The sequence below is a fragment of the Streptomyces antnestii genome (assembly GCF_004005495.1).
In the GTDB taxonomy this organism is placed as follows: domain Bacteria; phylum Actinomycetota; class Actinomycetes; order Streptomycetales; family Streptomycetaceae; genus Streptomyces; species Streptomyces antnestii.
Map to the genome: position 1 here is coordinate 1 of NZ_RZYA01000019.1, position 26,071 is coordinate 26,071.

29 protein-coding genes are annotated in these 26,071 nt (G+C 70.3%); 13 read left to right on the forward strand and 16 right to left on the reverse strand.

From position 1 onward, the window contains the following. The coding region (locus EOT10_RS30420; RefSeq protein ID WP_146003143.1) for an RNA-guided endonuclease InsQ/TnpB family protein at window positions 1-413 on the forward strand (413 nt) is incomplete at its 5' end. Window positions 414-626: 213 nt separating this feature from the next. Here EOT10_RS30420 and EOT10_RS30425 read toward each other — a convergent pair. The 3 genes from EOT10_RS30425 to EOT10_RS30435 all read right to left on the reverse strand — a co-directional run bounded on the left by EOT10_RS30425 (window position 627) and on the right by EOT10_RS30435 (window position 3,343). Further along, window positions 627-1,274, reverse strand: a complete 648-nt coding sequence (locus EOT10_RS30425; RefSeq protein WP_127831743.1) for a chloramphenicol phosphotransferase CPT family protein — start codon at window positions 1,272-1,274, stop codon at window positions 627-629. A 150-nt stretch (window positions 1,275-1,424) separates the two neighbouring features. Beyond that, a complete protein-coding gene (gene menC / locus EOT10_RS30430; RefSeq protein ID WP_127831588.1) occupies window positions 1,425-2,528 on the reverse strand; it encodes an o-succinylbenzoate synthase in 1,104 nt (367 codons plus the stop codon). After that, window positions 2,525-3,343, reverse strand: coding sequence for a chorismate synthase (locus EOT10_RS30435; protein WP_127831589.1), 819 nt, complete (start codon window positions 3,341-3,343; stop codon window positions 2,525-2,527). Before EOT10_RS30435 ends, menC begins: the two co-directional genes overlap by 4 nt. A gap of 117 nt (window positions 3,344-3,460) precedes the next feature. On the opposite strand from EOT10_RS30435, the gene EOT10_RS30440 reads away from it, so the two are divergent. Next, a complete protein-coding gene (locus EOT10_RS30440) occupies window positions 3,461-5,044 on the forward strand; it encodes a PucR family transcriptional regulator (protein WP_127831590.1) in 1,584 nt (527 codons plus the stop codon). A 27-nt stretch (window positions 5,045-5,071) separates the two neighbouring features. On the opposite strand, the gene dapE is transcribed toward EOT10_RS30440, so the two are convergent. Then, a complete protein-coding gene (dapE, locus tag EOT10_RS30445; protein WP_127831591.1) occupies window positions 5,072-6,196 on the reverse strand; it encodes a succinyl-diaminopimelate desuccinylase in 1,125 nt (374 codons plus the stop codon). Window positions 6,197-6,363: 167 nt separating this feature from the next. Here dapE and EOT10_RS30450 point away from each other — a divergent pair, with 167 nt between their 5' ends. Beyond that, window positions 6,364-7,863, forward strand: coding sequence for an APC family permease (locus EOT10_RS30450; RefSeq protein ID WP_127831592.1), 1,500 nt, complete (start codon window positions 6,364-6,366; stop codon window positions 7,861-7,863). Window positions 7,864-7,868: 5 nt separating this feature from the next. On the opposite strand, the gene EOT10_RS30455 is transcribed toward EOT10_RS30450, so the two are convergent. Further along, complete coding sequence (locus tag EOT10_RS30455) at window positions 7,869-8,819, reverse strand: SDR family NAD(P)-dependent oxidoreductase (protein ID WP_127831593.1); 951 nt, start codon at window positions 8,817-8,819, stop codon at window positions 7,869-7,871. Window positions 8,820-8,998: 179 nt separating this feature from the next. Next, window positions 8,999-9,367: a VOC family protein gene (locus EOT10_RS30460; protein WP_127831594.1), complete on the reverse strand. Its 369-nt coding sequence runs from the start codon at window positions 9,365-9,367 to the stop codon at window positions 8,999-9,001. 195 nt (window positions 9,368-9,562) lie between these two features. Here EOT10_RS30460 and EOT10_RS30465 point away from each other — a divergent pair, with 195 nt between their 5' ends. Continuing rightward, entirely contained in the window at window positions 9,563-10,342 is a 780-nt protein-coding gene (locus EOT10_RS30465) for an alpha/beta fold hydrolase (RefSeq protein WP_127831595.1), read from the forward strand. Window positions 10,343-10,575: 233 nt separating this feature from the next. On the opposite strand, the gene EOT10_RS30470 is transcribed toward EOT10_RS30465, so the two are convergent. Beyond that, window positions 10,576-11,100, reverse strand: a complete 525-nt coding sequence (locus EOT10_RS30470) for a MarR family winged helix-turn-helix transcriptional regulator (protein ID WP_127831596.1) — start codon at window positions 11,098-11,100, stop codon at window positions 10,576-10,578. A gap of 245 nt (window positions 11,101-11,345) precedes the next feature. Between EOT10_RS30470 and EOT10_RS30475 the strand changes: the two genes are divergently transcribed. From EOT10_RS30475 to EOT10_RS30490, 4 genes are all read left to right on the forward strand, one after another. Continuing rightward, window positions 11,346-11,777 (forward strand): GlcG/HbpS family heme-binding protein, encoded by a 432-nt coding sequence (locus EOT10_RS30475; protein WP_127831597.1) that lies wholly within the window; start codon window positions 11,346-11,348, stop codon window positions 11,775-11,777. Beyond that, entirely contained in the window at window positions 11,777-12,151 is a 375-nt protein-coding gene (locus tag EOT10_RS30480) for a nuclear transport factor 2 family protein (protein WP_127831598.1), read from the forward strand. The genes EOT10_RS30475 and EOT10_RS30480 overlap by 1 nt, the downstream gene beginning before the upstream one ends. A 15-nt stretch (window positions 12,152-12,166) precedes the next feature. After that, window positions 12,167-12,991, forward strand: a complete 825-nt coding sequence (locus EOT10_RS30485; protein ID WP_223281300.1) for an aldo/keto reductase — start codon at window positions 12,167-12,169, stop codon at window positions 12,989-12,991. Between the two features lie 87 nt (window positions 12,992-13,078). Continuing rightward, window positions 13,079-14,047, forward strand: coding sequence for a phosphotransferase family protein (locus EOT10_RS30490; protein ID WP_189492262.1), 969 nt, complete (start codon window positions 13,079-13,081; stop codon window positions 14,045-14,047). 62 nt (window positions 14,048-14,109) lie between these two features. Here the strand turns inward: EOT10_RS30490 and EOT10_RS30495 are convergent, their stop codons facing one another. Then, a complete protein-coding gene (locus EOT10_RS30495) occupies window positions 14,110-14,574 on the reverse strand; it encodes an SRPBCC family protein (RefSeq protein WP_127831600.1) in 465 nt (154 codons plus the stop codon). Between the two features lie 47 nt (window positions 14,575-14,621). Between EOT10_RS30495 and EOT10_RS30500 the strand changes: the two genes are divergently transcribed. Next, window positions 14,622-15,230 carry a TetR/AcrR family transcriptional regulator gene (locus EOT10_RS30500; RefSeq protein ID WP_127831601.1) on the forward strand — a complete coding sequence of 203 codons (609 nt, stop codon included), beginning with the start codon at window positions 14,622-14,624 and terminating at the stop codon, window positions 15,228-15,230. Between the two features lie 97 nt (window positions 15,231-15,327). Here the strand turns inward: EOT10_RS30500 and EOT10_RS30505 are convergent, their stop codons facing one another. Together EOT10_RS30505 and EOT10_RS30510 are read right to left on the reverse strand one after the other, a co-directional pair. Then, window positions 15,328-15,714 carry a recombinase family protein gene (locus tag EOT10_RS30505; RefSeq protein WP_223281301.1) on the reverse strand — a complete coding sequence of 129 codons (387 nt, stop codon included), beginning with the start codon at window positions 15,712-15,714 and terminating at the stop codon, window positions 15,328-15,330. 63 nt (window positions 15,715-15,777) lie between these two features. Next, window positions 15,778-16,245 carry an ATP-binding protein gene (locus EOT10_RS30510; protein WP_223281302.1) on the reverse strand — a complete coding sequence of 156 codons (468 nt, stop codon included), beginning with the start codon at window positions 16,243-16,245 and terminating at the stop codon, window positions 15,778-15,780. Window positions 16,246-16,562: 317 nt separating this feature from the next. On the opposite strand from EOT10_RS30510, the gene EOT10_RS30515 reads away from it, so the two are divergent. The 3 genes from EOT10_RS30515 (at window position 16,563) to EOT10_RS30525 (ending at window position 18,575) form a co-directional block, all read left to right on the forward strand. Then, window positions 16,563-17,429, forward strand: coding sequence for a Sco1979 family transcriptional regulator (locus tag EOT10_RS30515; protein WP_127831602.1), 867 nt, complete (start codon window positions 16,563-16,565; stop codon window positions 17,427-17,429). After that, the gene (locus EOT10_RS30520; protein ID WP_127831603.1) at window positions 17,426-17,677 is read left to right on the forward strand and encodes a DUF397 domain-containing protein; all 252 of its coding nucleotides are present in this window, start codon (window positions 17,426-17,428) and stop codon (window positions 17,675-17,677) included. Before EOT10_RS30515 ends, EOT10_RS30520 begins: the two co-directional genes overlap by 4 nt. Before the next feature lie 82 nt (window positions 17,678-17,759). After that, window positions 17,760-18,575 (forward strand): SAM-dependent methyltransferase, encoded by an 816-nt coding sequence (locus EOT10_RS30525; RefSeq protein ID WP_127831604.1) that lies wholly within the window; start codon window positions 17,760-17,762, stop codon window positions 18,573-18,575. 78 nt (window positions 18,576-18,653) lie between these two features. On the opposite strand, the gene EOT10_RS30530 is transcribed toward EOT10_RS30525, so the two are convergent. Both EOT10_RS30530 and EOT10_RS30535 read right to left on the reverse strand, forming a co-directional pair. Then, window positions 18,654-19,217 carry a dihydrofolate reductase family protein gene (locus EOT10_RS30530; protein ID WP_127831605.1) on the reverse strand — a complete coding sequence of 188 codons (564 nt, stop codon included), beginning with the start codon at window positions 19,215-19,217 and terminating at the stop codon, window positions 18,654-18,656. A 57-nt stretch (window positions 19,218-19,274) separates the two neighbouring features. After that, window positions 19,275-19,808 (reverse strand): DUF2269 domain-containing protein, encoded by a 534-nt coding sequence (locus EOT10_RS30535; protein ID WP_189492264.1) that lies wholly within the window; start codon window positions 19,806-19,808, stop codon window positions 19,275-19,277. A gap of 509 nt (window positions 19,809-20,317) precedes the next feature. Between EOT10_RS30535 and EOT10_RS30540 the strand changes: the two genes are divergently transcribed. Then, window positions 20,318-21,049 (forward strand): hypothetical protein, encoded by a 732-nt coding sequence (locus tag EOT10_RS30540; protein ID WP_127831606.1) that lies wholly within the window; start codon window positions 20,318-20,320, stop codon window positions 21,047-21,049. 125 nt (window positions 21,050-21,174) lie between these two features. On the opposite strand, the gene EOT10_RS30545 is transcribed toward EOT10_RS30540, so the two are convergent. Genes EOT10_RS30545 through EOT10_RS30560 form a run of 4 tightly spaced genes read right to left on the reverse strand, consistent with a single transcriptional unit; the run spans window position 21,175 to window position 26,003 of the window. Further along, window positions 21,175-22,809, reverse strand: coding sequence for a beta-N-acetylhexosaminidase (locus EOT10_RS30545; RefSeq protein WP_127831607.1), 1,635 nt, complete (start codon window positions 22,807-22,809; stop codon window positions 21,175-21,177). After that, window positions 22,806-23,672, reverse strand: coding sequence for a carbohydrate ABC transporter permease (locus tag EOT10_RS30550; protein ID WP_223281303.1), 867 nt, complete (start codon window positions 23,670-23,672; stop codon window positions 22,806-22,808). The genes EOT10_RS30545 and EOT10_RS30550 overlap by 4 nt, the downstream gene beginning before the upstream one ends. Then, the gene (locus EOT10_RS30555) at window positions 23,669-24,661 is read right to left on the reverse strand and encodes a carbohydrate ABC transporter permease (RefSeq protein WP_127831608.1); all 993 of its coding nucleotides are present in this window, start codon (window positions 24,659-24,661) and stop codon (window positions 23,669-23,671) included. The genes EOT10_RS30550 and EOT10_RS30555 overlap by 4 nt, the downstream gene beginning before the upstream one ends. Beyond that, a complete protein-coding gene (locus EOT10_RS30560; RefSeq protein WP_127831609.1) occupies window positions 24,648-26,003 on the reverse strand; it encodes an extracellular solute-binding protein in 1,356 nt (451 codons plus the stop codon). The genes EOT10_RS30555 and EOT10_RS30560 overlap by 14 nt, the downstream gene beginning before the upstream one ends. Between the last annotated feature and the right edge of the window lie 68 nt (window positions 26,004-26,071).

A 26,071-nucleotide genomic window follows, 5' to 3' on the forward strand; every position in this document is an offset into this window, starting at 1 on the left:
CAGCTCTTGACCTCGTTCGTGAGCACGACTTCATCGCGCACGAAGACCTCAAGATCCGCAACATGGTCAAGGCCCCCGCGCCGAAGCCGGATCCCGATCAGCCGGGCAGCTTCCTGCCCAACGGGGCCGCCGCGAAAGCCGGACTCAACCACTCGATCGCGGATGCCGGATGGGGGGTGTTCCTGACGATCCTGCACGCCAAGGCTGAAAGCGCCGGACGGGAAGTGATCGCCGTGGACCCCCGCAACACCTCCCGGACCTGCCCCGAATGCGGGCACGTCTCAGCGGAGAACCGGCCCACCCAGGAGAAGTTCCACTGCCAGTCCTGCGGCCACCAAGCACACGCGGACACGGTGGGCGCCCTGAACGTTCTACGGGCCGGGCTGGTCCATCGCGACGCCAACCCGGCCTAGCGAAAAGCCCCCACCTTTAGGCGGGGGAGGAGTCACGAACACTTGCGGCAACAAGGTCAAGAAGTCGCGAATCAACGCGAGCTGACCCGGCGGAGCCGCGATCGGGCCCTATGGCACAGCGCCCGGTCACACGCGCACGAGCTGAAGAGCACGCCGCAAGCTGACTCACATCCGACCACCATGCGGCGGCTTACGGCTCTGGCAAGCGCCGGGTCAGGACGGCAAGGGAGTTCGGTCTCGCCCCACCACGGTTCGGGCGAGGCTTCCTGGCCCCAGGCGTTCAAACGCAGTGGGGGTCGTCCGCCGGCGAAGGAAGGCCTTGATCTTCTGAGCGCATTCGGTGGGGCTCGAACTGCCCGTGTCGCACTCGATGTCGTAGATGCCGTGGGCATGGACGCGGTCGAACTGGCGGGCAGCCAGGCCTGCCGGACGATCACCACGTGCTTGCTCGCGGCGTTCCAGCTCCGGCAAAGGACAACGGACTCCGACGAGGACGACGTCCTGAGGGGGAAACAGAGCCAGGCAGTCGTGGAGGCGCCACGGCTCGCTCAGGACGTGGTCCACGACGACGATGTTGCCCGCCGCAGCCATACCCGCGACCGCACGGTGAAACCCCATCCAGGTGCGCTTGAGCACGACGCTCAGCTGGTCCGGTGCCATCTCAGGCCCTGATCGCATGGCGTGGAATGCGTCCACGGGCATGTGAAAGCACGGCTCACCAAGGATGCGGACCAGCTCCCTGGCGATGCTTGACTTGCCCGAGCTCGACGTGCCGTTCAAAAAGATGATCAGTCCGCCGGTTGCCTGCTCGGAATCCGGAGAGCCCGCCCGTCCATCGGCCTCGGAGATCGGACTCGTCATCATGCGTGCTCTCGCATCGTGCGCAGGCTCCCACCACTTGATCTCCGACGGCACAAAACTACGGGCCCCAGGCCGTCCCGCACAACGAACAGTCCTCCCGCTCGGCATGCCCCCCCCGCACCGCACCGCCAATCGCGTATGCCCGGCCGCCTACAGCAGGTGTGTGGCGGTGGTGAAGCGGGCCAGCGTGTCCGGCAGGGGGTCGATGCCGATGCCGGGGCCCGACGGGACGCGCAGGCAGCCGTCCTCGAGGACGAACGGCTCGGTGATGTCCTCGGCGTAGTAGCGGCTGGTGGCGGAGGTGTCGCCGGGCAGGGTGAAGCCGGGCAGGGCGGCAAGGGCCAGGTTGGGGGCCCGGCCGATGCCGGTCTCGAGCATGCCGCCGCACCACACCGGCACCCCGTTGGCCTGGGCCACGTCGTGGATGCGGCGGGCCTCGAGGTAGCCGCCGACGCGGGCGGGCTTGACGTTGATGATCCGGCAGGCCTCCATCGCGATGGCGGTGGCGGCGTCGCGCGCGCTGTGGATCGACTCGTCCAGGCAGACCGGGGTATTGATGCGCCGCTGGAGGTTCGCGTGGGCGCGCAGGTCGTTCTCGGTGAGCGGCTCCTCGATGAGCAGCAGGCCGAACTCGTCGAGCTTGCCCAGGTGTTCGGCGTCGGCGAGGGTGTACGCGGTGTTGGCGTCCACTTGCAGCGGCAGCGCGTCGCCGAAGCGTTCGCGTACGGCGCGCAGCGGCTCGAGGTCCCAGCCGGGCTCGATCTTCAGCTTGATGCGGACGTACCCGTCGGCGAGGTATTCCTCGACGTCGTCGAGGAGTTCCGGGATGGAGTCCTTGATGCCGACGGAGACGCCGGCGGGCACGCGCTGCCCGGTCGTCGAGCCGAGGTAGGTGGCCAACGGCATGCCGTGCGCGCGCAGTTCGGCGTCGAGCAGCGCCGTCTCAAGGGCGGCCTTCGCCAGCTCGTTGCCCTTGACGGGTGCCATCGCGGCGCCGGCTGCGGCCGCCCGGGGCTCGGGCAGCGCCTTGACGCGCGGTAGCAGGAAGTCACGGATGACGATCTCGGCGCCGGCGATGAACTCGGAGCAGTACAGGGGGTCGGGGTCGCCCGCGAACTCGGACCAGCCTTCGGCCTCGTCGGTGATCACGTGCAGCAGGAAGGCGTCCTTGCTGTCGACGCTGCCGAACGACGTGCGGAACGGCTTGACCAGCGGGATCGCGATGTGCAGCAGTTCGACGCGTTCGATCTTCATGCCTGGTCCTCCTGGGTGGTGGTGGTGAGGTGGGTGAGCTGGTACCAGCCGTCGCGGGACATCGCGGTCGCCCGCATTCCCTCCGCGTAGGCCGTGGTGAAGACCTCGCGTACGGCGTGCCGCCAGCGCAGCGCGGTGGCGGGGTCGCTGGTGCGCAGGGCGACGATGTCCTCGGGGACGCGGCACCACAGGCGGGTTTCGTCGCGGGCGGCGAGCGGGCCGCCGTCGGGGGCTTTGGCGATCACGGCGGCCCCGGTGCGGCCCTCGGCCAGGTCGGGGGCCGCGACGCGGCCCTCGGTCGGGTCGGGGGCGTGCGCGGCGTCGGCGGTCAGGTCCCACAGGGCGGTGAGGCGGTCGGTCTCGTCGCCGTTGTTGATGCCGTCGTCCATCGGGCCGTAGAAGTCGACCTGGTACTCGCTGGCGACCGCGCCCAGCTTGACCAGGTTGAACCGGGCGTTACGGGCGACCAGCGGGTCGAACGTCCAGCGCATGGTGCGGGCGCCGCGCTCCAGCGCCCAGACGCGCTGGGCCTGCTTCACGGCATAGCCGGTGCCGCGGTCGGAGACGCCGGCCGCGGCGGCCAGCGAGTACACGTCGCACTCGGCGGGCGGCCCGAACACCGCCACCGAGGCGCCGACCACGTCGCCGCCCGAGCGGGCCGCGTGCACGGCGCCTCCGGCGTGGGCGACGCTGTGCAGGACGTCGGTGTGGAAGGGCGGGGCGGAGCGGGGCATCTGCCACACGTCGGCGAAGAAGTCGGCCACCGCCCGCAGGCCGGCGACATCGTCGACAGTCGAGGTCGTCACTTCGTTCATGGTCATGAGTCTCGGGGCGCGGGCCGGGCGGGGGCTTGTGGAGGAGGCCAATCATCGGCGTCTAGCCTGTTGCGATCGGCCAATCGGCTGCTTCCGCCACCGGTGAAAGGTTCACCCATGGACACGTGCACGCTGGGAAACCTCCTCGACGCTCTCGGCGGCTCCACGCTGCGCCTGCTCAGCGCGCCCCACGGGCTCACGGCGCCGGTCACGGAGGTGCTGCTGCACGATCCGCACGCGCCGGTGCCGGAGCGGGGGCCGGGTGCTCTGCTGCTCGCGGTGGGGGTGCGCGCGGGCGAGGCGGGGCCTCTGGTGCGGTCGGCTGGGCGGGCCGGGATGGCGGGTGTGGTGGTGCGCGGCGACGGGGCGCAGGCCGAGGCCGTGCCGGCGGCCGAGGCGGCGGGAACGGCGCTGCTCGCCGCGGACCGGGACGCCGCCTGGCACCAGGTGTTCCAGCTGCTGTCGTCCGTGGTCGGGGCGGCGGGGGCACGGACGGCGCCGCTGGGCGAGGACGCGCTGCCGGGCGATCTGTTCGCGCTGGCCAACGCGGTCGCCGCGGCGGTCGGCGGGGCGATAGCCGTGGAGGACCTGGGCCGGCAGGTCCTCGCGTACTCGACGGTCCCCGGTCAGCCGGTGGACGAGACGCGACGGCAGGGGATCCTCGGCCGCCAGGTCCCCGGCAGCCCGGAGAACGACGACGACTACCGCCTGCTGTACGCCGCCGAGGGCCCGCTGCGACTGCCCGGGGTGGCCGCCGACGAGCTGCCGCGCCTGGCCCTCACGGTGCGTGCGGGCGGTGAACTGCTCGGCTCCATCTGGGCGGTGGACAGCGGCGAGCTGGCCCCCGGCGCGGAGGACGCGCTACGCCAGGGGGCCTCGGCCGCCGCGATGCTGCTGCTGCGGGCGCGGGCCGCCGAGGAGCTGGCCCGGCATGTGAGCAGCGATGTGCTGCGCCGGCTGCTCGACGGCTCGATCGAACCGGCCGCCGCCGCACACCGGTTGGGCCTCGCTCCCGACACCTCGGCGCGGGTGGCGGCGTTCGCGCTTGACGGCGCGGCGACGGTGCAGGACGGCGGTCAGGCGGCGCTGCGGCTCCTTGACCTGGTCCGGCTGCAGTGCCAGACCCGCTACGGGCAGCACGCCTGTGTGCTGCTCGACGGTGTGGTGTACGCGCTGCTGCCGGTGGTGGGGGCCGCCGACCATGCCGCCGGGCGGCATCTGCGGATCGCGGAGGACATCGTGCGCCGCGCGGAGGAGGCGCTGCGGCTCCCGGTACGGGCGGGTCTCGGGCACACGGCGGCGGGTGTCGCCGGGGTGCGGGACTCGCGCGCGGACGCCGATCTGGTGCTGCGGGTGCTGCGCGCCGGAGAGGTCGCCGACGCCGGGCAGGTGCGGGCGCAGACGACGCTGCTGGTCCTGGCCGAGTTCCTGGCCGGGCGCCGGGAGCAGGCGGCAGGGCCCTGGCAGCAGGTGCTGGCGCACGACGCGGAGCACGGCACCGAGTACGCCCGTACGCTGATCTGCTGGCTGGACGCCGGCTGCGACGCCGCGCGGGCGGCTCAGCGGCTCGTCGTACACCCCAACACCTGCCGCTACCGGCTGCGCAAGGCGCAGCAGCAGCTCGGCATCGACCTGGACGATCCGGACCAACGGCTTGTGTTGTGGCTGCAGTTGCGCACGTTGGCGGGGCTGCGGGGGTAACCCCGCCAACCCCCTCTTCGGCGCGTGTTACTGGCCGAGCAGCCAGTCCCGCAGCCGCTCCTCGCACGCGCGCACCTCGGCCATCGGCACGAACTCGCCGGGTGTGTGCGCCAGTTGGGGGTCGCCGGGGCCGCAGTTGAGGGCCGGGGTGCCGAGCGCGGCGAAGCGGGCGACGTCGGTCCAGCCGAGCTTCGGCCTGGGTTCGACACCGAGCGCCTTCACCAGACCGGCCGCCATGGGCCGGTCGAGCCCGGGCAGGGCTCCCGGTTCGGCCTCGGTGACGCGCAGCTCGTACTCGGGGAAGAGGCCGCGCAGGTACGCCTCGGCCTGCTCGGGTGAACGGCTGGGCGCGAAGCGGAGATTGACGGTGACCACGCACTCGTCGGGCACGACGTTGGAGGACACTCCGGCGCGCACGGCGACGGCGTTGAGGCCCTCGCGGTACTCAAGGCCGTCGATCCGGATCCGCTCGGGTTCGTGGGCGTGCAGCCGGGTGAGGACGTCGCCGGCGAGGTGCGCGGCGTTGGCGCCCATCCAGGCGCGGGCGGTGTGCGCCCGCTGCCCGGGTACGACGATGTCGGCGAGGAGGAAGCCCTGGCAGCCGGCCTCCACGCCGGCGTCGGAGGGTTCGAGCAGCAACGCCAGGTCGCCGGCCAGGAGTTCGGGCCGGCGGGCGGCGATCACGGCGAGGCCGTTGCGGTCGCCGACGATCTCCTCGCACTCGTAGAAGGCGAAGGTCACATCGCGGTGCAGCGGCCGGCCCGCGACGGCGGCGGCCAGCTTCAGAGCGACCGCCACTCCGGCCTTCATGTCGCAGGCGCCGAGCCCGTACAGCCGCTCGCCGTCGCGGCGCGCCGGGAGGTTGCCGGCCTCCGGCACCGTGTCGAGGTGCCCGGCGATGACGACCCGCTCGCCGTGGCCGGCGTCGGTGCGGGCGACGACGGAGTTGCCGACACGCTCCACGTCGAGCCCGGGCAGCGCGCGCAGCGCCGCCTCCACGGCGTCGGCGAGCGGGCCCTCGGCGCCGCTCTCGGACGGCATGTCGACCAGCGCCTCGGTGAGCGTGACGACGTCGGCGGCGAGATCGAGGGGCACGGCGGTTCTCCTTCGCGTCTGTGTTCGCAGGGGTGTTCGCAGGGGTCTGCCCACCATGCTCGACCGATCGCGCACGCGCCGGGTTGTGGCATCGGCCAACACCTCGCGCGGCACGTGTGCCCATCGGCCAATGTGCCCGGCGTGCCCGTCCCGAAGGATCCGCTCCCACACCGACCACTCGTCGAACCACCAGTCGTCGAATTACCAGTCGTACAGGAGGACCCATGGGCCCCGTGGCCACTCAACTGTGCCGCCGCAAACCCCTGGACAGCATCGTCGCGGATGCCGAGGGAACGGCGCACGACGGCCCCCGCCTCGAGCGCACCATGGGTCTCGGGCGGCTGACGCTGCTCGGGATCAGCTCCGTGCTCGGCACCGGCATCTTCTTCGTGCTCGGGACGAGCGTGCCGACGGCCGGTCCTGGCGTCGTGCTGTCGTTCGTCATCGCCGGCGTCGTGGCCGCGCTCGCGGCGCTGTGCTACGTCGAGCTGGCCGGGGCGATCCCGGTGGCGGGCAGCACCTACTCGTATGCGTACGCCTCGCTGGGCGAGGGGATCGCGTACCTGGTCGCCTGGTGTCTGGTCCTGGAGTACGGGGTGGCCGTGTCGACGGTCGCGGTCAGCTGGGGCCAGTACCTCAACCAGGTGTCCGACGCGGTCTTCGGCGTCACACTGCCCGACGCGATCAGTCAACCGCCGGGCACGGGCGGCCTGGTGAACATCCCGGCGATCGTGGTCGTGATCGCCTGCACGGCTCTGCTGGCCCGCGGCACCCGGGAATCCATCCTGGTCAACTCCATCTTGGTGTGCGTGAAGCTCGCCGTCCTCGTGATGTTCGTGGTGGTGGCGTTCACGGCGTTCGACGCCGACCGGTTCACGCACTTCGCGCCGCACGGCCTGGGCGGGATCACGGCGGCGGCCTCCGCGGTCTTCTTCTCGTACGTCGGTTTCGACGCGGTGTCCACGGCGGGCGAGGAGGTCCGCAACCCGCGCCGCACCATCCCGCTCGGGTTGCTGCTCACGCTGTTCGTGGTGACGGCCCTCTACATCCTGGTCGCGGTCTCCGGCATCGGGGCCCAGCCGGAAGGGGCGTTCGCCCGCCAGGAGGCGGCGGGCGACGCGGTGCTTGCGGAGATCCTCACGACGGTCACCGGTTCCGGCAAGGCCGCGCTGATCCTCTCCGCGGGCGCGGTCGTCTCCATCTTCAGCGTCGTGCTGGTCACCCTGTACGGGCAGACCCGCATCCTGTTCTCCATGGCCCGCGACGGCCTGGTCCCGCAGGTGTTCCGCCGCGTGGACCGCAAGCGGCACACGCCGGCCGCCAATTCGTGGATCGTCGGCGTCGCGGTGGCCGCGCTGGCCGGGTTCGTGCCGCTGCAGGAGCTGGCCGACCTGACCAGCTTGGGCACGCTGATCGCATTCGTGGCGGTGGCCGCGGCGGTGATGGTGCTGCGCCGCATCGCCCCCGACGCCCCGCGCCCCTTCCGGGTCCCCCTCTACCCGGTGGTCCCGATCCTCACCGCGGTGTCCTGCGCCTACCTCGCGTACCAACTGCCGGGCCTGACCTGGACGTTGTTCCTGGCCTGGCTGACCGTGGCGACCGTCCTCTACCTGGCGTTCGGCCGGCGCAGGTCGGCGCTGCGCGAGGAGAACGCCGCCGTGGAGTCGGGGGCGGAGCCGGAGTCCGAGTCGGCGGCGGAGTCGGCGGCGGCTGTGGCCGACTGACCGCGCTATCCGCGGACGGTGCCGAGTTCGACGCCCGTCAGGTCTCGGCTGGCGTCCCACAGTCGGGCCGCTACGGAGGTGTCGGTGAGGTGGTTCCACGCCCGTTCATGTCGGGGCTTGCCGCGCAAGCTGAAGACGCGCGGTCCCCACAGCTGCCCTCCGCGCACGGTGGGGTCGAGCACCGCTCGGACCGCGGGCCATGCGCCGGCGTGCTTGCCCTGGACGAGGAGGGCGGCCGGCGCACCGCACAGCCGCGCGCCGGCGGTCCGCACATGGACGGGCGGCCGTGACGGGGTCAGGGAGTCCAGCGCGCCGCCGGGATGGGCCACCACGCTTGCCACCCTGCTGTCGACGGCGCGCAGACGGCGGTCGAGTTCGAGGCCGAAGTACATCTGCGCCAGCTTGGAGCGTCCGTAGGTGCGCTTGGGCAGGTAGTCCTTCCGGGACTGCAGGTCGTCGAGATCGAGGCGTTCCGACTTCGCCGCGAAGCTGCCCATGGTCACGATGCGGGCCGCCGGTGCGGCCGACAGGAGCGGCATCAGCCAGTGGGTCAGCGCGAAGTGCCCGAGGTGGTTCGTGCCGAACATGAGCTCGTGACCGTCTGCGGTCTCCCGGCGCGGCGGGGCGTCGAGCGCGACGCCGGCGTTGTGGACCACCGCGTCGAGGGAGTCCACATCCAGTGATTCCGCCGCTGTTCTGAGCGACGAGAGGTCGGCGAGGTCCAGCCGGACGGCCCGCACGCGCGCGCCAGGGACACGTGAGCGGATCGAGGCCGTGGCGGCTTCGGCCTTCGCGGGATTCCGGCTGCCCAGTACGACGGTGGCTCCGGTCGCGGACAACTGCTCGGCGACGAAGTACCCGATGCCGGCATTGCCGCCGGTGACCAGGAAGACGCTGCCGTCGGCACGTGGCAGCCGTTGAACATCCCAGGGCGGGGTGGAGGGCGTGGACGACATGGAGGGCATGGCGGCGGGGTTCCCTTGCTGTTGAAGGCGGCTGCGGCTGCGGCTGCCTGCGGGACAGCTCGCCACCCACGGTTCCAGCGGCCCCCGACACATCGCCTACGGATCACCGACACCGTCTCCACCACAGGTAGTCCACGATCAGCGCATGCCCCGCATGCCCCGGAACAGTGTCACCGGGCCGGGATCGGCTGAGTGAGGTTCACCGGGTTGCCGTCGGGGTCCTGGATGTGGGCGACGCGTTGCCCCCACGGCATGTCGTTGGGGCCGCCGCGGACCGAACCGCCCAGCGCCTCCACCCGGCCGAGCGTCTCGTCGACGTCGTCTACGGCGATGCTGAGCAGGATCCGCGACGCCGCCCCGGTCCCCGCGTCCGCCTTGGCCACCAGCCCGAGGTCGGTGTCGCCGATGCGCAGGCCGAGGTAGAAGACGGGGCCTTCCGCCGGCACCCGGAAAATCTCCTCGGCGCCGAACAATTTCGTATAGAAGCCGAGCAGAACGTCGTGGTCGGCAGTCACGATCACTGGCTGGATGGTGGACATGTCACTCCTGTCGAGAACGGCCGTGTCGCTGGGTAGACCGTTCGAGGACAGCAAACTCATCGGCGCCACCACCCCGCTCACCAGCCTCTTCAATAGGGCGCAGCCCCACTGACGAACAGGGCTTGATCGGTGATGGTCCATGAAGCCCGGCGGCTACTCTCGTCTCCGTCGATCTGGAGTGGAGGGGAGCAGGCTGTGCGCAGTGCCGCCGTGACACCCGAGGGCAGCCGGATTCGCTGGGTCGAGCTGCCGGGGCAAGAGCCGTCCCGCGTCTACGTCCATGGTCTGGGCGCCACGTCGCCGGCCTACTTCGCGGAGGTTGCGGTTCATCCTCTGCTCGCCGGACGTCGTTCGCTGTTGATCGACTTGCTCGGGCACGGCATCAGCGACCGGCCGACGGACTTCGACTACACCCTGGAATCCCATGCCGATGCCCTTGCCGCAGCCCTGAACAGCGCGGGTGTCATGGGCGTCGAGCTGATCGCGCACAGTATGGGTGGCTCGGTGGCCATCGTCCTGGCCGCCAGGCACCCCCATCTGGTCTCCCGCCTGGTCCTGGTCGACGCGAACCTTGACCCGATCCCGCCCGCACCGGGCGCCGCAGGCAGCAGCGGCATCGCCGCCTACTCCGAGGAGGAGTTCCTGGCGGGCGGCTGGGATGAGATCCGCGAACGGGCTGGTTCCCACTGGTGGTCCACGATGCGCCTGGCAGGCCGGGAGGCCCTGCATCGCAGCGCGGTCCACCTCACTCGCGGCACCGTCCCCACCATGCGTGAGCTTCTGCTGGATCTGAAAATCCCCCGCACCTATCTGCTGCCCGAGGCCGACGGCCCGCTCCCGGGAACCGATGCGCTCACCGAAGCCGGGGTGGCCGTGGTCTCCGTCCCGGACTGTGGGCACAACATCATGCTGGACAGCCCGGAAGGCTTCGCCCACGCCACCGCAGCGGCGCTCTCGGACCACAACCAGCGATAGGGTCCAAGTGGCCTGTAACACGGGGAGAGCCGCGCGGGTCCCGCCACCGGAACTGGACGACACGAAGGAACCGGCGGACACGAACCGGCGGCGCGACGCCGGGAGATCGAGCTCAGCCTCCTTCTCCCTCCCAGGCGACATCCTGCGGCGTGAGCCACTCCACCGTCTCCTTGGAGCCGGGCCAGTCACTCCCGCGTCTTCATCGGTGACGTGGCTCTGCAGCTCGGTGCGCCTCACCAGTTGGACGACACCACAGCCGGACCCGGCTTCCCGTCGACAGGGTTGACCTCCGCGGCGATCAGTGGCGGCGTCCGCGCGGTTTCGACGGTACGCACCAGCGGTTCCAGCCGGCGGTCCTCGGCGGCTTCCCGCAGCGCCTCCCGCAGGGCCGCCTCGTTCGTCGGGCGGGCTTCAGCGAGCAGCTTGAGTCCGGCGTCGGAGACGTTGGTGTAGATGCCGCGGCGGTCGGTAGGGCAGAGGTAGCGCATGAGCAGGCCGCGGTCCTCCAGGCGCGTGACGAGGCGGGTGGTGGCGCTCTGGCTGAGGACGACGGCGTCGGCGACCTGCCTCATCTGCAGGTGTCCGCCCTCCCCGTCGTGCTGGCGGCTGAGGACGTCGAGGAGCGAATACTCGCGCACGCTCAGGCCATGACCGGCCTGCAGCGCGCGTTCGAGGTGGGACTCGATCTTTCCGTGCAGCAGAGACAGCGCGCACCAGCCCTGGGCCAGGGCGGTGAGCGAGGGGGCAGTAGCAGTCAACGGGGGCCTCCTTCTTCGGGCCGTTCCCTCAATTATTGCACGCGACGGTACATGCAGACCACTGTAGTGCGCGCTTGCGTTATCCGGCGTGTGCAATTATTGTCCGGTGGCGTAAGCAGGGTCCCTCAGGGACCGGAGCACGCCGGAAACCGTCGTGCACTGACCGGGACGCGCCACCACAACCCGAGCCGTCCCACGGCTCATCCGATCCCTCACCCGATCCCTCATCCGCGAAGGAAACCGTCATGAGCACCACCATCCCCGTCGCCCCGCTGACCACGCAGGACGCCGAGGTCCTCGTCACCGCCGCGCGCCGCGCCGCCGACGCCGCGGGAGTCACCGTGAGCGTCACCGTCCTGGACGCGGGCGGGCACCTGCTGGCCTTCCGCCGGGACGACCGGGCGGTGCTGATCTCCGGCGAGACGAGCACCCGCAAGGCCTACACCGCCCTGCAGCTCGACGCGCCGACCGCGGACCTCGTCGACCTCGTCAAGCCCGACGGGCCGTTCCACACCCTGCCCACCGCGCTCGACAAGCCGCTGCTGTTCATCGCCGGCGGCGTCCCCGTCCACCGCGACGGCCGCCTCATCGGCGCGATCGGCGTCGGCGGCGGCGCCCCCGAGCAGGACCACGGCTTCGCCGTCGCGGCCGTCGCGGCCACCGAGGAGCTGTCCTGATGTCCCGCACTCCGCAGGAAGTCTTCGCCGACCACGGGGAGCGGCTCGGCACCGGGGACCTCGATCTGATCACCACCAACTACACCGAGGACGCCGTCTTCGTCACCCCCGAGGGAACCCTGACGGGTCACCAGGGCATACGGGAGGGAATCGGCCGTCTCCTGGCCGATCTCCCCGACGCCGACTGGCAGTTGACCCCGACCTTCGCCGGAAACGTGCTGTTCCTGCAGTGGACCGCCACCACCGCCACTCACGAGGTCACCGACGGCGTCGACACGTTCGTCTTCCGCGACGGACTCATCAGCGCCCAGACCGTCCGCTACACCCTCACCACCCGTACGGCCCGTACCACCCGTACGACCCGCACCGCCTGAAAGGCCACACGCATCATGACCGCCATCCCCACCGTGAAGCTCAACAACGGCGTCGAGATCCCCCAGCTCGGCTTCGGCGTCTTCCAGGTACCCGACGACGAGACCACCGCCGCGGTGAGTTCCGCCCTGGAGGCCGGTTACCGCAGTATCGACACCGCCGCGATCTACGGCAACGAGACCGGCGTCGGCCGCGCCCTCGCCGCCTCCGGGATCGCCCGCGAGGAGCTGTTCGTCACCACCAAGCTGTGGAACGCCGACCAGGGCCACGACGCCACCCTGCGGGCCTTCGACGCCAGCCTCGACAAGCTGGGCCTGGACCATGTCGACCTGTACCTGATCCACTGGCCGACCCCGGCCCGCGACCTGTACCGCGAGTCCTGGAAGGCCATCGAGAAGCTCGTCGCCGAGGGGCGGATCCGCGCCGCGGGCGTGTCCAACTTCCAGCCCGCACACCTCGACCGGCTCATCGCCGACTCGGAGCTGGTCCCGGCGGTCAACCAGATCGAGCTGCACCCCGGCCTCCAGCAGAGCGAGCTGCGCGCCAAGCACGCCGCGCTCGGCATCGCCACCGAGGCGTGGAGCCCGCTCGCTCAGGGTGCCGTCCTCAAGGACGAGGCGATCACCACGATCGCCGCCCGCACCGGCAAGTCCGCCGCCCAGGTCGTGCTGCGCTGGCACCTCCAGCTCGGCAACGTCGTCATCCCCAAGTCGGTGACGCCCGCCCGCATCCGCGAGAACCTCGACGTCTTCGACTTCACCCTCACCGACGACGAGATGGCCGCCATCGCCACCCTCGACCGCGACCTGCGCACCGGCCCCCACCCGGACGAGCTCAACTGACACCGCCCGGCCCGGACACGCCCCACGCGTGCCCGGGCCGCTCACAGAGCCCCCGGATAATGCAGAGCCCCCGGATAATGGGGTGGCATGGTGACCAACCACGATGAGGCAGCAGTTGTCCGACCGTCGACACTGGCTTGGGTGAGCCGGCAGCTGGAGGCCGGCGAGCGGATCGTCAGAGCCGAGGTGCTGCACGGCGGCATCACTGCCGAAATGCGAAGGCTGACCATCGAGACGCCGCTGGACGGAGGCACTCGTGACCTGGTGCTGAGGAGCTTCGTCGACCCGTTCTCCGTGCGGCACGCCGAGGACTGGCTGAGCAGGGAGGCCGACGCCCTGACCCTGCTCACGCGGACCGGCGTGCCGGCTCCTGGACTGGTCGCGGTTGATCCGACCGCCGCGCACTGCGAGTATCCGTCCCTCCTCATGACGCACATGGCGGGCCGTACGGTCCTCGACGAGGAGGGATTGGAGACGCGCGTCTCTCTACTGGCCCGTCAACTCGTGGCCATTCATGAGGTGCGGCCCACTGAACGGCCTCGGGATTACGTCGCGTTGACGACCGCCGACACCGTCGTGGTTCCGAAAGGCGCCGACGCGGCGGTATGGGCTGCGGCGATCGACGTGATCCGTAAGCCCGCGCCACCCTACGAAGGGCGGTTCCTGCACCGGGACTTCCAGCCCGGCAACGTGCTGTTCGAGGTGCGGCCCTCAGGACCAGCGGGTGCCCGGATCACCGGCGTCGTCGACTGGGCAGCGACCTCCTGGGGTCCGGCGGATCTCGATGTGGCGCACTGCTCGACCAATCTCGCGCTGCTGCACGGGCCCGCATGGGGGCTGCGGTTCGCCCAGGCGTACGAGAGGGCCGGCGGGATGCTGGCCGCGGCCGCGAGCGAGCGGCTGTACTGGCTGGTGCGGGACGCGCTGGCGTTCTCAGAAGAGGTGCGGTGGGTGGCGCAGCCATGGCGGGAGGCAGGAAGGACAGAGCTGACGACGCGCGCCGTGGAGGAACGACTGGATGCCTACGTCACCATCCTGATGGACACACTGGGCTGAGCCATGGGTGTGCCAGGAAGCCAGGTATGCCCAGCCCACATGGACCAACCGACATATCGACGTCAGGAACCGGCGGCAGACACATAGTTGTCCAACTCGGCGGCCAAGCGCCGCATGGCCGTACGGTTGACACGCCGCATCATGGCCCGGACAACGGGCGCCAGTAGGCGGTCGGAGAGCGGCGCGAGCACCCAGGTGTACGTGAACGAGACATGGCTCCCGCCGGACTGCAGCGGTTCGACGGTGTAGATGCCGTGGGCCACGCGCCGGCCGGCCGCGCTGACGTTCCGTTCCATGATGCGCCGCGGCGCATCCGCTTCGACGACCTTGATGGTGACGTCGGCCTTCGTGCCACCCAGTGCGGCGGTGACCGTGGCGCACGATCCGATGCCACGGCCGGGGCCGCTGTAGCGCCAGTCGGTCAGATAGTGGTTCGTGAATCGCTCGTGGTGAGCCATGACGTCGAGGAAGTCGTAGACCTGCTCGGGCGGCTGCGGAACATCGATCATCACGATGACGGGCCTCATGTACCACACGGTACACGAGGACATGTACCGATTGGTACACTCGTGAGGTGGTGAATACGGATGATGCGCGGCGCCCCGAACGCGAAACCACGCGCCTCACGGACGGGGACCGGCGCGCCCAGCTGACGGACGCGGCCGTCGACCACGTCACGGCACACGGAATCGCGGACCTGAGCCTGCGCCGCCTCGGCGACGCGATCGGCGTCAGTCATCGCATGCTGATCCACTACTTCGGCACCAAGGAACAACTGCTCGTCGAGATCGTCCGGACGTCGGAGCGACGTCAGCGCGAACTGCTGTCCCGGCTCCACGCGGAGCCCGACCTCTCGCCCGCGGATGCAGCGCGACGCCTCTGGCAGCAGTTGACGGACCCTCAACTCGCTGGTCAGGAGCTGCTCTTCTTCGAGCTCTGCGGGTTCGCACTGCGGGGCCGCCCCGAGGGCGCCCCGTTCCTGGACGGACTCGTGGCCGACTGGCTGGAACCGCTCGTGGCAGCCGAGGTTGCCGCGGGAACGGACCCTGTCGCGGCGCGCAACCGCGCGAGGCTGGGACTGGCCACCGTCCGCGGACTCCTGCTCGACCTGCTCGCCACCGGCGACCGCACCGGCGTCGACGCGGCGATGGAGGAATTCCTCCGGCTGTACTACGGCTCGTAGTGACGGCCAGGGTGACAACCCCGGTGACAGCCCGGGTGACGACTCTCAGCTACGCCCATCAGAGATCTCGACGTCGCCGAGACGTCGCCGAGAGGGATCACCAGGCCTCGTCGCTCTTCGAGGACAAGGGCGCCCACGTGTACCGGACGCGCACGCCGTGGTCGTGGAGCCAGGCGGTCTCGCGGTGCCGGAGTTCGTGTGCGGACTCCGGGGCAATGGCGCTGGGCCACCGGACGAGCACCTCGGTGACATGGCCTGTCTGTACCAGCTGCCTCACGCGCCGCCACCCTTTGCGCTGGGCCGGGTCGGGCTCACCGTACGTGTCGGTCACCACCTCGGCGATCGTCAGTCCGCGTTCCTGGGCGAAAGCGCGGCCTTCTGTCTGCGCGCATTGCGTGGCTTCACCAGGCGTGCCCCGGGCTCGGTCGGCGCACACGTACAGCACGACGGGAGGAGCGGTTTCGCTGTGGGGGTGGGAGGTCATGGGCGGGCGCCTTCTGTAAGGGAGACACGAGAGGCATGAGGGGGATGAGGGAGATGAGGGGGATCAGAGGTAGGAGGGGTAGGACGTCAACTCCGCCCAGACGACCTTGCCTTCGGCCCGCGTGGAGCGTGCGGAGCCCCAGCGGTCCGCGAGTTGCTGGACGAGGAGCAGACCTCGCCCACTCTCCTCGCCGGGACCGGCCCGGTGTTCGGGCGGGCGGACCGGGGTGCGGTCGGCGTCGTGGAGTTCGATCCGCAGCCGCCGCTCGTCGCCGGTCAGCGTGAGGCCGCACAGGACATGGCCGCTGTCGGTGTGGAGCACGGCGTTCGTGGTCAGTTCGGAGACCAGCAGCACCGCGTCGCAGCATGTGTCGCCGGGCACCTCCCAGGCACGGAGCCGGTCGCGCACGGCGTCGCGGGCGGATCTCGCGCTGGTGCGCAGGGCGGGCAGGCCGAACCAGTACTCCCGACAAGGCACGGTCGTGGCTGAGACGGGGGTCGAGGCCGGGACCGAGGGCGTGGGCAGAGTCACGGATGTCGCCTTCCAGTGCCTTCCGGGGAGGGGCGGCCGCGGCGTGGGGACGCAGGCTGCGGCCAGGGCGTGAGAGGCGTGTGCCGGGGCGGGCGCCTGGGGTGGGGCGCCGACGACGGCATCAGCATCACGCGTCCCGTCCGGGGCCGGATGCTGCGTCAGAGCTGTGACGTGACCGCTCACGTGTCAACTATGCGCGTGATCACACTCACGCTGCAACCGACTCCCTGATAATTTCAGCAGCGGAGTATCACCCTGGTGCCGTCATCAAGTCACTGTAAGAATGGTCTTGTTGATGATCCTTCAGGAGGTTGGGCGTGAGTGAGGCCCGTTCCAGCACCAGTGCGCCGACAGTCCTGCGCGTGATCCTCGGCCGCCGGCTGCAGGACATGCGGCTCGGCGTCGGCGCCTCGCTGGAGGACGCGGCAAAAGCACTGCGCGTAAAGACTCTGACGATCCGTCGGCTGGAGAAGGCCGAGGTCGCGCTCAAGCCTCTGTACGTCGAGAAGCTCCTGGAGACGTACGGCGCGGACCGCCAGGAGATCGACGAGTTCGTCGACCTGGCCGAGCAGGCCAACGAGCCCGGCTGGTGGCACTCCTACCGTGACGTCGTCCCCAGCTGGTTCACCGCCTACGTCAGCCTGGAGACCGGCGCCAAGACGCTGCGCACCTACGAACCCCAGTACGTCACCGGTCTTCTGCAGACTCCCGACTACGCGCGCGCCGTGCTGCGCGGCGGGTTACCGAACGGCAGCGAGGAGGATCTCGCGCGCCGCGTGGAGCTGCGGCTGCGCCGCCAGAGCCTGCTGGAGCGCGAGGACGCCCCCACGTTGTGGGTGGTCATGGAGGAAGCCGTCCTGCACCGGGCCGTGGGCAGCGCGGACGTGATGCGGGTGCAGATCGAGCGGCTCCTGGAGCTGTCCGAGCTCGCGCACATCAGCGTCGACATCGTGCCTTTCGCCGCGGGTGCGCACGTCGGGGCGTGCGCACCCTTCACGTATTTCCGGTTCGAGGAGCCCGAACTTCCCGACATCGTCTACAGCGAACTCCTGTCCGCCGCCGTCTATCTGGACCAGCGCGCGGACGTCGTCGCCCACCTCGAGGCGCATTCCCGTATGGCGCTGCTGACGTCGTCGGAGGACAGCAGGGCTCTCTTGAACCGCATGCGCAAGGAGTACTCATGACGATCACCGACGAGGGCGTCTACAACGGGATGCCGGCCCGCAACCTCGGAGAACAGGGCTGGGAGCGTCCCTGGAGCGGGCCGAACGGTGGTCAGTGCGTCGAGACGAAGCTACTCGCCGACGGCCGCGTGGCCGTACGGCAGTCGACCGACCCGGCCGGGCCGGCGCTGATCTACGCGCCGGAGGAGATCGCCGCGTTCGTCCGTGGGGTCAAAGAGGGCCTGGCCGATCACTTGGCCGCCGGGTGAACCGGCGGTCGGCAGTAGGGACGGCGACACCGGTCCCGTTCCTGGCCTGCGGGCCGACGAACACACATATGAAGGGGAGAACATGACCACCAGGCAGGCGGGCCGGGACCTCGACACGAGCAGGCCGCACTCGGCCCGGATGTACGACTACTTCCTCGGTGGCAAGGACCACTTCGAGATCGACAAGGAAGCGGCCCTGGTCGCCTCCCAGGCCCACCCCGGCATCTACATGACCGCCCGCGAGAACCGGGCGTTCATGCACCGGGCCACCCGTGTCCTCGCGCAGGAGCACGGCATCCGCCAGTGGCTCGACATCGGCACGGGCATCCCGACCGAGCCCAACCTGCACCAGGTCGCCCAGTCCGTCGCCAGCGACGCCCGCGTCGTGTACGCCGACAACGACCCGCTCGTCCTCAAGTACGCCGAACGCCTCATGCGCAGCACGACGCAGGGACGCACGGCCTACATCGAGGCCGACGTCACCGACCCCGATGCGCTGATGAGTGCCGTGGAGGACTCGGAGGTCCTGGACTTCGACCAGCCCATCGCCCTCTCCCTCAATGCCCTCATGCACTTCATCACCGACCCGCACGACCCGTACGCCATCGTCCGGCGGCTGCTCGACCCGCTCCCCGCGGGCAGCGCACTCGCCATGAACCACTGCACGCCCGACTTCGACCCCGTCACCTGGAACAAGGTCGCGGAGGTCTACACCAAGTCCGGGTCTCCGGTGCAGTTCCGTTCGCACAGCGACATCGGCCGCTTCTTCGACGGGCTCGACCTGATCGACCCCGGGATCATCTGCTGCCACCGCTGGCGTCCGGCCGACCGCACGGACGGGCCGGAGCCCACGGACGCCCAGATCAGCCTGCTGGCGGGCGTCGGCATCAAACGCTGACCGGTCAGAGTCGGCCTCACTTCCACCTCGCCTCATCTCGTCTCGCCTCGCCTCATCTCGTCTCGCCTCGTCTGTGGCTCAGCGCGCCACGCGGTAGCGGAGGTAGACGAATTTTGATTTGAAGGTGCGGGTCTCGACGAGTTCGAGATCCACCTGGTGCTCGTCCTGGGGAAAGAAGGGAATGCCACCGCCGACCAGCACCGGGTAGACCACGGCCCGGTACTCGTCGATCAGATCCGACGCGGCCGCCTCGGCGGCGAGAGTCGCGCCGCCGATCGCGATTTCGCCCTGCCCCGGCTCGGCCCGCAACCGCTCGATCTCCTCCGCGAGGCCGCCGGAGACCAGACGGGCGTTGCCCTGCACTTCCGACAGCGTGGTGGAGAACACCACCTTCGGGAGCGGCTTCCAGAGCGCGGCCCACTCGAGGCTCGAGTCGTCGAGCGAGGGATCCTGGTCGGCGGTCTCCCAGTACAGCATCGTCTCGTACAGCCGTCGTCCCAGCAGGTGGACGTCGACCTCCCGGATCTCGTCGATCCAGAAGCGGAAGACCTCGTCGTCGGGCGCCGTCCAGTCGAAGCTGCCGTCCGGCCCGACGATGTAGCCGTCGAGCGAGACGTTCATCGAATAGGTCACGCTGCGCATCAGAAGTCCTCCTCTGGGAACGGGTTCGACAGTAAAGACCGTCGGACGCCACGGGACTCATCGCGACTCGCGGTATCCCCTGGGCGGATTGAGGCGGTTCGTTCGCCGAGCCTGGATCCTGTCGTCAAGGACGGCCTGGGTCCGTCGGCCCCAGGGTTTGAAGACGGACAGGATGACGTTGGCGAGATAGAGCAGGAGCGCGATCGTCGGGACGATCACCATGTTGTAGCGGATGAATCCGAGATCCATGGCTGAGATCGGGCCCACCGGATGGCGGGCCACCACGTCCACCGCTTCGTGGAGTCTGGAGGTGAGGGCGAAAATCGAAGCCGCCGTCGCCGCCAGGGTCAGCCAGAACTTGGCACTGACCCAGTAGTACCTGAACAGGCCCCACTGCGTGCCGAGCGACAGCACCACACCGCTGGCCAAGGTGAGCAGGCTCAGGGGGATGATCAGGACGTCCCCCAGCATCCCCATCGCCCGGTAGGCGGTCCTCAGGGTGTCGGCATCGTTCGTCGCCAGCGCGGTCGTCCCCAGGGTGAGCAGGCAGAGCATCAAGGCCAACCAGCTGACAGAGACGACCACATGCACGACGACCACGCTCTTACGGGCCTTCTGAGGCAACCGGTGGCCTGGACGCCGTTGCATGCCACCGCCGGTGGGCGTCGGCGCCGTCGAGGATCGGGCGGAGGGTTGCATACATGCCTCAATCGGATCGGGGGCTCGGGGGCACTGGCACGTGGCCAGGCTCTCCCTTCCGCCCGTCCCGGGCATCTGCCGACGGGAGTAACCCCCTCTGCTCCGCTGCGAGTACGTCAGCATTCGGCATTCGGCTTCGGCGTTCCGGGCGGCTCAGCGGACGGCTCCGCGGACGGCTCTGACGGACGGCTCCGCGGACGGCTCTGACGGATGGCTCCGCGGACGGCTCTGTGGATGGCTCCGTACGCCGGTGGGAGTACGGCCACCGCCTCCCCCGGCGGGACGCCCGGCGGGAGCCGCTCTGTGACGGTGAGGGAGCAACGGGCGGGACTTCCGCCCGCCGTGGTGATCGTCACCACCGTCACCGCCACCGCCACTGCTACCTCAGGAGGGTCGCCTCAGTGACCACCGCCGCCACGCTCACCCGCACCCGTACTCAGCGCCGTGACCCTGGCGCTCTGGCCGGCGTGCTGTACGTCCTGTTCTTCGTGGCCAGTCTCGTCGTCGCCGGGACGCTGGGCCCGTCCGGCACGGTGACGCCGTACTCCAGCGACGCCGAAGTGCAGGCGTACCGGCTGAAGGATCCGGCCACGCCCGAGGATCTCTTCCGCACACTCGGGCTGCTCCAGGGACTGTCCGCGCTCGCGCTGCTGGCGTTCGTCCCTTGTCTGACCGCGTTCGCCGGCCGGTACGGCAGCGACGCCCGGGCGGGCGTGGTCCGCGCGCTGGCCACCGCCGCCGGAACTCTCCTGCTGCTCTCCGCGAGCACCAGCTGGGTGCTGGCCCAGATCGGTCCCAGAGCGGAGTTGTCCACGTATCGGGCCGTCTCGGACCTGTCCTTCATCACCGGCGCCGGCCCGGCCGTCGCCACCCTTGGCGTCGCGGTCTTCCTGGTCGCCACGACGGGACGCGGCAGCCGCGCCCTGCCCGCCTGGCTCGCGTGGAGCGGCATGGTGATCGGGGCGGCGAGCGTCTTGTCGATGAGCTCGCTCGTCGCCGAAGGCGGCTCGGTGTTCATCCCGGCCGGCCGCTTCCTCGGCTTCCTCTGGTTCGTCGCGCTCAGCGTGCTGCTGTGGCGGCGCGGCGGGCGCACGGATGACCACGCCGAATCCCTCGCGCCGCGCCATCCGTGAGCCCCATGGTGAGGCCGACAGCGAGGTGAGGCCGACAGCGAGCAGAAGGCCGGGGTGTGCCAGGAACTCACCACCCCGGCCCGGCCGGTTGAGCGGCTACGGCCCCGGCCCGGCCGGCTGAGCCGCTACGGCGTCGGGTCCTTGATCCCGGCGACGAGTACGTCGATGAACGCCTCCCGCTCCGCCTCCGTCGAGGGGCGGCCCGGGATGCCCGGGCGGGTCTGCCACAGGTGCGGGCCCGTTACGGGGCGGTACTCGACCCCGTAGGCGTCCAGGTGGGCGAGGTGGTGCTCCAGACGCGGCCGGAACTCCTCGTACCGGCGCTCGCCCGTGGACCACAGCGCCTCCGCGACCGCGCACAGCCGCGGGAACGCGAAGTAGTCCACCGTGCGCGGCGAATCCATGTGCTCGGTCCAGATGTTGGCCTGGCCGCCCAGGACATGGGCGCCCTCCTCCGGTGTCAGCCCCGCCGGCACCGGATCGAACGCGTACGCCTTCTCCACCGTGATCGGGATCGACACCGGGATCGGCTCGTCCGGGCCGTCGGACTGCCGGTAGTCGAGATACACCTGGTCGTCCGGGCAGGAGACGACGTGCAGGCCACGGCGGGCCGCCGTCACCGCGCCCGTCATGCCGCGCCACGACGCGACGACCGTGCCCGGCGGCACCTCGTCCTCAAGGAGTTCGTCCCAGCCGAACAGCCGCCGCCCGCGTGCGGCGACGTGCGCGCCGAGCTGCCGGACGAACCAGGAGCGCAGTTCGTGCTCGTGGCGCAGCCCGCGCTCGCGCATGAGCCGCTGCGTGCGCGGATCCTCGCGCCACTCGATGGTGGGGCACTCGTCGCCGCCCACGCCGACGACGGGACCCGGGAACAGGTCCATGATCTCGTCGAGCACGCCCCGGTAGAAGGCGACCGTGGACTCCTCGGTGTTGAGGACGTGCGGGTTGACGCCCCAGCGGGTCCACACCTCCGACGGGCCGCCCCCGACGCCGAGTTCGGGATACGCGGCGATCGCCGCCTGCGAGTGGCCCGGCACGTCGATCTCGGGCACGACCGTGATGTGCCGGCGCGCCGCGTAGGCCACGATCTCCCGGATGTCGTCCTGCGTGTAGAAACCGCCGTGCGGCCGGCCGTCGCCCGGCGCGTCCGCGGTGGCGCCGCGCTGCGACTCGCTCCGCCCCGCGCCGACCTCCGTGAGCCGCGGGTAGCGCAGGATCTGCACCCGCCAGCCCTGGTCGTCGGTGAGATGCAGATGCAGGGTGTTGAGCCGGTGCATCGCCATCAGGTCGAGGAAACGCAGCACGTCGTGCTTGGGCATGAAGTGCCGTGCCACGTCGAGCATCGTGCCGCGCCAGGCGAACCGCGGCGCGTCGGTCACCGCGACCTCGGGCACCGCCCACGGCACCCCGGACACCTCCGCGCGCCGGAACACCGCGGCGGGCAGCAGCTGCAGCAGGCTCTGGCAGCCGTGGAACACACCGGCCCGGTCGCCGCCCGTCACGACCACCCCCTGCGGTGTGGCGTCCAGCCGGTACGCCTCCGGGCCGAGCCCGTCGTCGAGGCGCAGTTCGACGGCGCGGTCCGCACGGTCGGCCAGCGGGAGGTCGAGGCCGGTGGCGGGGCGCAGCGCCGACTGGAGCCAGCGGGCCTCGGGGCGCACCTCGGGCGCGGCGACGAGCGCGGTCGAGTCGTCGAGGAGGAACGAGCCGTCGCCGCGACGGACCGAGGTAGGGCGGGGCAGGAGCATCGGGTGGTTCATCCTTTCACCGCTCCGGCCGACATGCCGGAGACGAGTTTGCGCTGGATGAGCAGGAAGAAGGCGACGACGGGCAGTGAGAAGACGACCGAACCGGCCATCTGCGCGCTGTAGTCGGTGCCCTGGGCCGGATTCGTGAAGGACGCGAGCCACACCGGCAGGGTGTACTGGCTCTGCTCCTTCATGAACGTGTACGCGATGAGGTAGTCGTTCCAGGCCGCGATGAACGCGAACACGCTCGACGCGATCACCCCCGGCAGTACGAGCGGAAAGAGGATCCGCCACAGCACCTGCCAGGTCGACGCGCCGTCGATCCGCGCCGCCTCCTCCACCTCGACCGGCACGGTGAGGAAGAACCCGCGCATCACCCAGATCGAGAACGGCAGCACGAGCGCGAGATACGCGAGCACCAGACCCGTGTACGTGCCCAGCAGCCCCGCCTCGTTGAAGACGAGGAACGTCGGCACGAGCAGTGCCGTGCCCGGCAGCATCTGTGCGACGAGGATGGCCACCATCACCGTGCGCCGGCCGCTGAACCGGAACCGGGTCATGGCCGCCGCGGCGAACATGCCCAGCACGATGGAGATCACCACGGTCACGCTGACGACGAGCAGACTGTTCGTCAGGTTCGTCCAGAAACCCGTACGGTTCAGCGCTACGTCGAAGTTGTGCAGGGTCGGCGCGCTCGGCCAGAAACGCGGCGTCGCCGTCATCGCCTCGGAGCGCGGCTTGAACGCCGTGTTGATCATCCAGTACACCGGGAACAGCCACACGAGACAGAACACGATCGCCAACGTGTTGCTGACGATCCGGCCCCGGCCCGCGCCCCCGCCCCCGCCCCGACGGATCCCGGTAGTCGTCGTCACAGGTCCTCCCCGGAACGCAGCAGCCGTCGCACGTAGAGCGCGGTGATCGCGAGCAGCAGTACCGTCGTGATGACGGACAGGGCCGCGCCCTGGCCGACCCGGAACGCGACGAACGCGGTCCGGTAGGCGAAGACGCCGAGCGTGGTCGTCGCCGAGTCGGGGCCGCCCGCCGACACGAGCCAGATCTGGTTGAACACGTTGAAGTCCCAGATCACCGACATCAGCGTGATGAGCGTCAGCGTCGGCCGGAGGAACGGCAGCGTCACCGACCACCACACGCGCCACTCCCCCGCCCCGTCGAGCCGGGCGGCCTCCTGGAGTTCGGACGGCATCTGGATCAGCGCCGCGTACAGCGTGAGCGCGATGAACGGCACCGCCTGCCAGACGATCAGCAACCAGATCGACACGTACGCGAGCGGCGCGCTGTTCGACCAGTCCGTGTCCGTCATGTCGCCGAACAGGCCTGCTTGCGTGAGCAGCCAGTTGACCACCCCGTACCCGGGCTGGAACAGCCACTTCCACACCAGGGACGAGGCGACCGTCGGCATCGCCCACGCGAGGATCAGCACGACCGTGACCGTCATACGGAGCGCCGACCCGAGGCGCGTCAGCAACTGGGCCACGCCCGCGCCGATCGCGACACTGCCCGCCACCATCGCCGCCGTGAACACGACCGTGCGCGCCAGCGAGCGCCAGAACTCGGCGTCGGCCAGCAGATCCGTGTACTGCCGGGCACCGACGACGTCGAACGCGCCGGTGAACAGCGAGCGTTGGTCGTAGTCGGTGAACGACGCGTAGACGAGGAAGACGATCGGCGCGACGGTGACGGCGAGCATCACCAGGCCCGCGGGCGTCAGCAGCGCCCAGGCCACCAACGGCCCGCGCCCCTGTACGGATCCGGTCGCCTTGCGGGGTGGACCGGTCACCGCCCGGCGGGGTGCGGCGGGCACCGTGCGGCGCCCGCCGACCGCCTGATCAGTTCCCGGCATTGAGCACCTTGCCGGCCGTCGTGTCGAAGGTGTCCGCCGCCTGCTTCGGCGTACGCGACCCGGAGGCGATGGAGGAGAAGACCTTGTCGATGTCCTTGTTGCCCTCGAGCTGAGCCCAGTCGGCAGAAGCCGGGGTCGCCTTCGAGCGCAGCGCCGCGTCGAAGAAGGCACGCAGCAGCGGATCGGCCTTCTCCCCCGCCGACTTGACCGCACCCTCGCTGTTGGGGATCCAGCCGTCGTGGCCCGCGACCCACTTCGTCTGCACCGCCGGATCCGTGGCGATCTTCACCCACTGCAGGGCGAGGTCCTGGTGCGCGCTCTTGGCGGCGATGCCCCAGTCGGAGCCACCGAGCATGACGGGCTGGGACTTGCCCGACTTTCCGGGGAACGGGAAGGTGCCGAGGTCGGCGTCCTTGATCTTGGGGTTGGCCTTCTTGATGAGCGCGATCATCGCGCTCGTCGCGCTGATCGCCGAGGCCTTGCCGTCGGCGAAGACCCGGTTCTGGTCCGGGTTCAGCGTGTCGATGGTGCGCGTGGACGGCGCCGAGAACTCGTTCTGGAAGGACTTGTACTCGGCAAGCCCGCGCTGCGCCGCGCCGCCGCCCAGCGATCCCTTCCACGCCGAGCCCTTCTTCGCGGCGATGTCACCGCCCGCGTCCCACACGAACTGCACGCCCGTGTGCCAGTAGAGGCCCGGCAGATAGAAGGGCGAGAAGTCACGCGCGGGGTTCGCCTTGCGGACCTGGCGCAGCGCCTTCGTCAGCTCGTCGTACGTGGTCGGCACGGACTTCACTCCGGCCGCGTCCCAGATCTTCTTGTTGTAGATCACCGCGCGGGCGCCCGCGAAGGACGGCGCCGCGTACAGCTTGCCGTCCACCGTCGCCGGCTCCTCCAGGCCGCCCAGCCAGGTCTGTCCCTGCCGCAGGTCCTTGGCGTACGGGGACAGATCCATCAGGCCGCCGCTCGCGGCGAAGCTCGCCACCTGCGTGTTGCCGATGTCGATGACGTCCGGGGGCATCGACGTGGCGAGCGCGGTGGTGATCTTCGTGGTGATGCCGTCCCAGTTCTGGACCTCGATCTTCACGTCGGCCCCGGCCTGCTGGGTGAACTGCTCCTTCATGGCCTTGCGCGTGGCCTCGGAGTAGTCCCCGTCCATCACCCACACCGTGAGCGTCTTGCCCTCGGCCTTCACGACGGGGACCGCGTGCTGCTTCCCGTCGCCGCCCGCGGCCCGCCCCGCCGACCCGGAACAGCCGCTCGCCCCCAGCGATACGACCACGAGCGCGGCCGCGAGGCCACCGAGCGGTATCCGCCGGCGCTGTCTGCGGGGCACGTGCGTCATACGAGTCGTACCACGAGTCGTATTACGGGCCATGGGAACTCCTGAGATGTGAGGTGTCGGAACGGGGT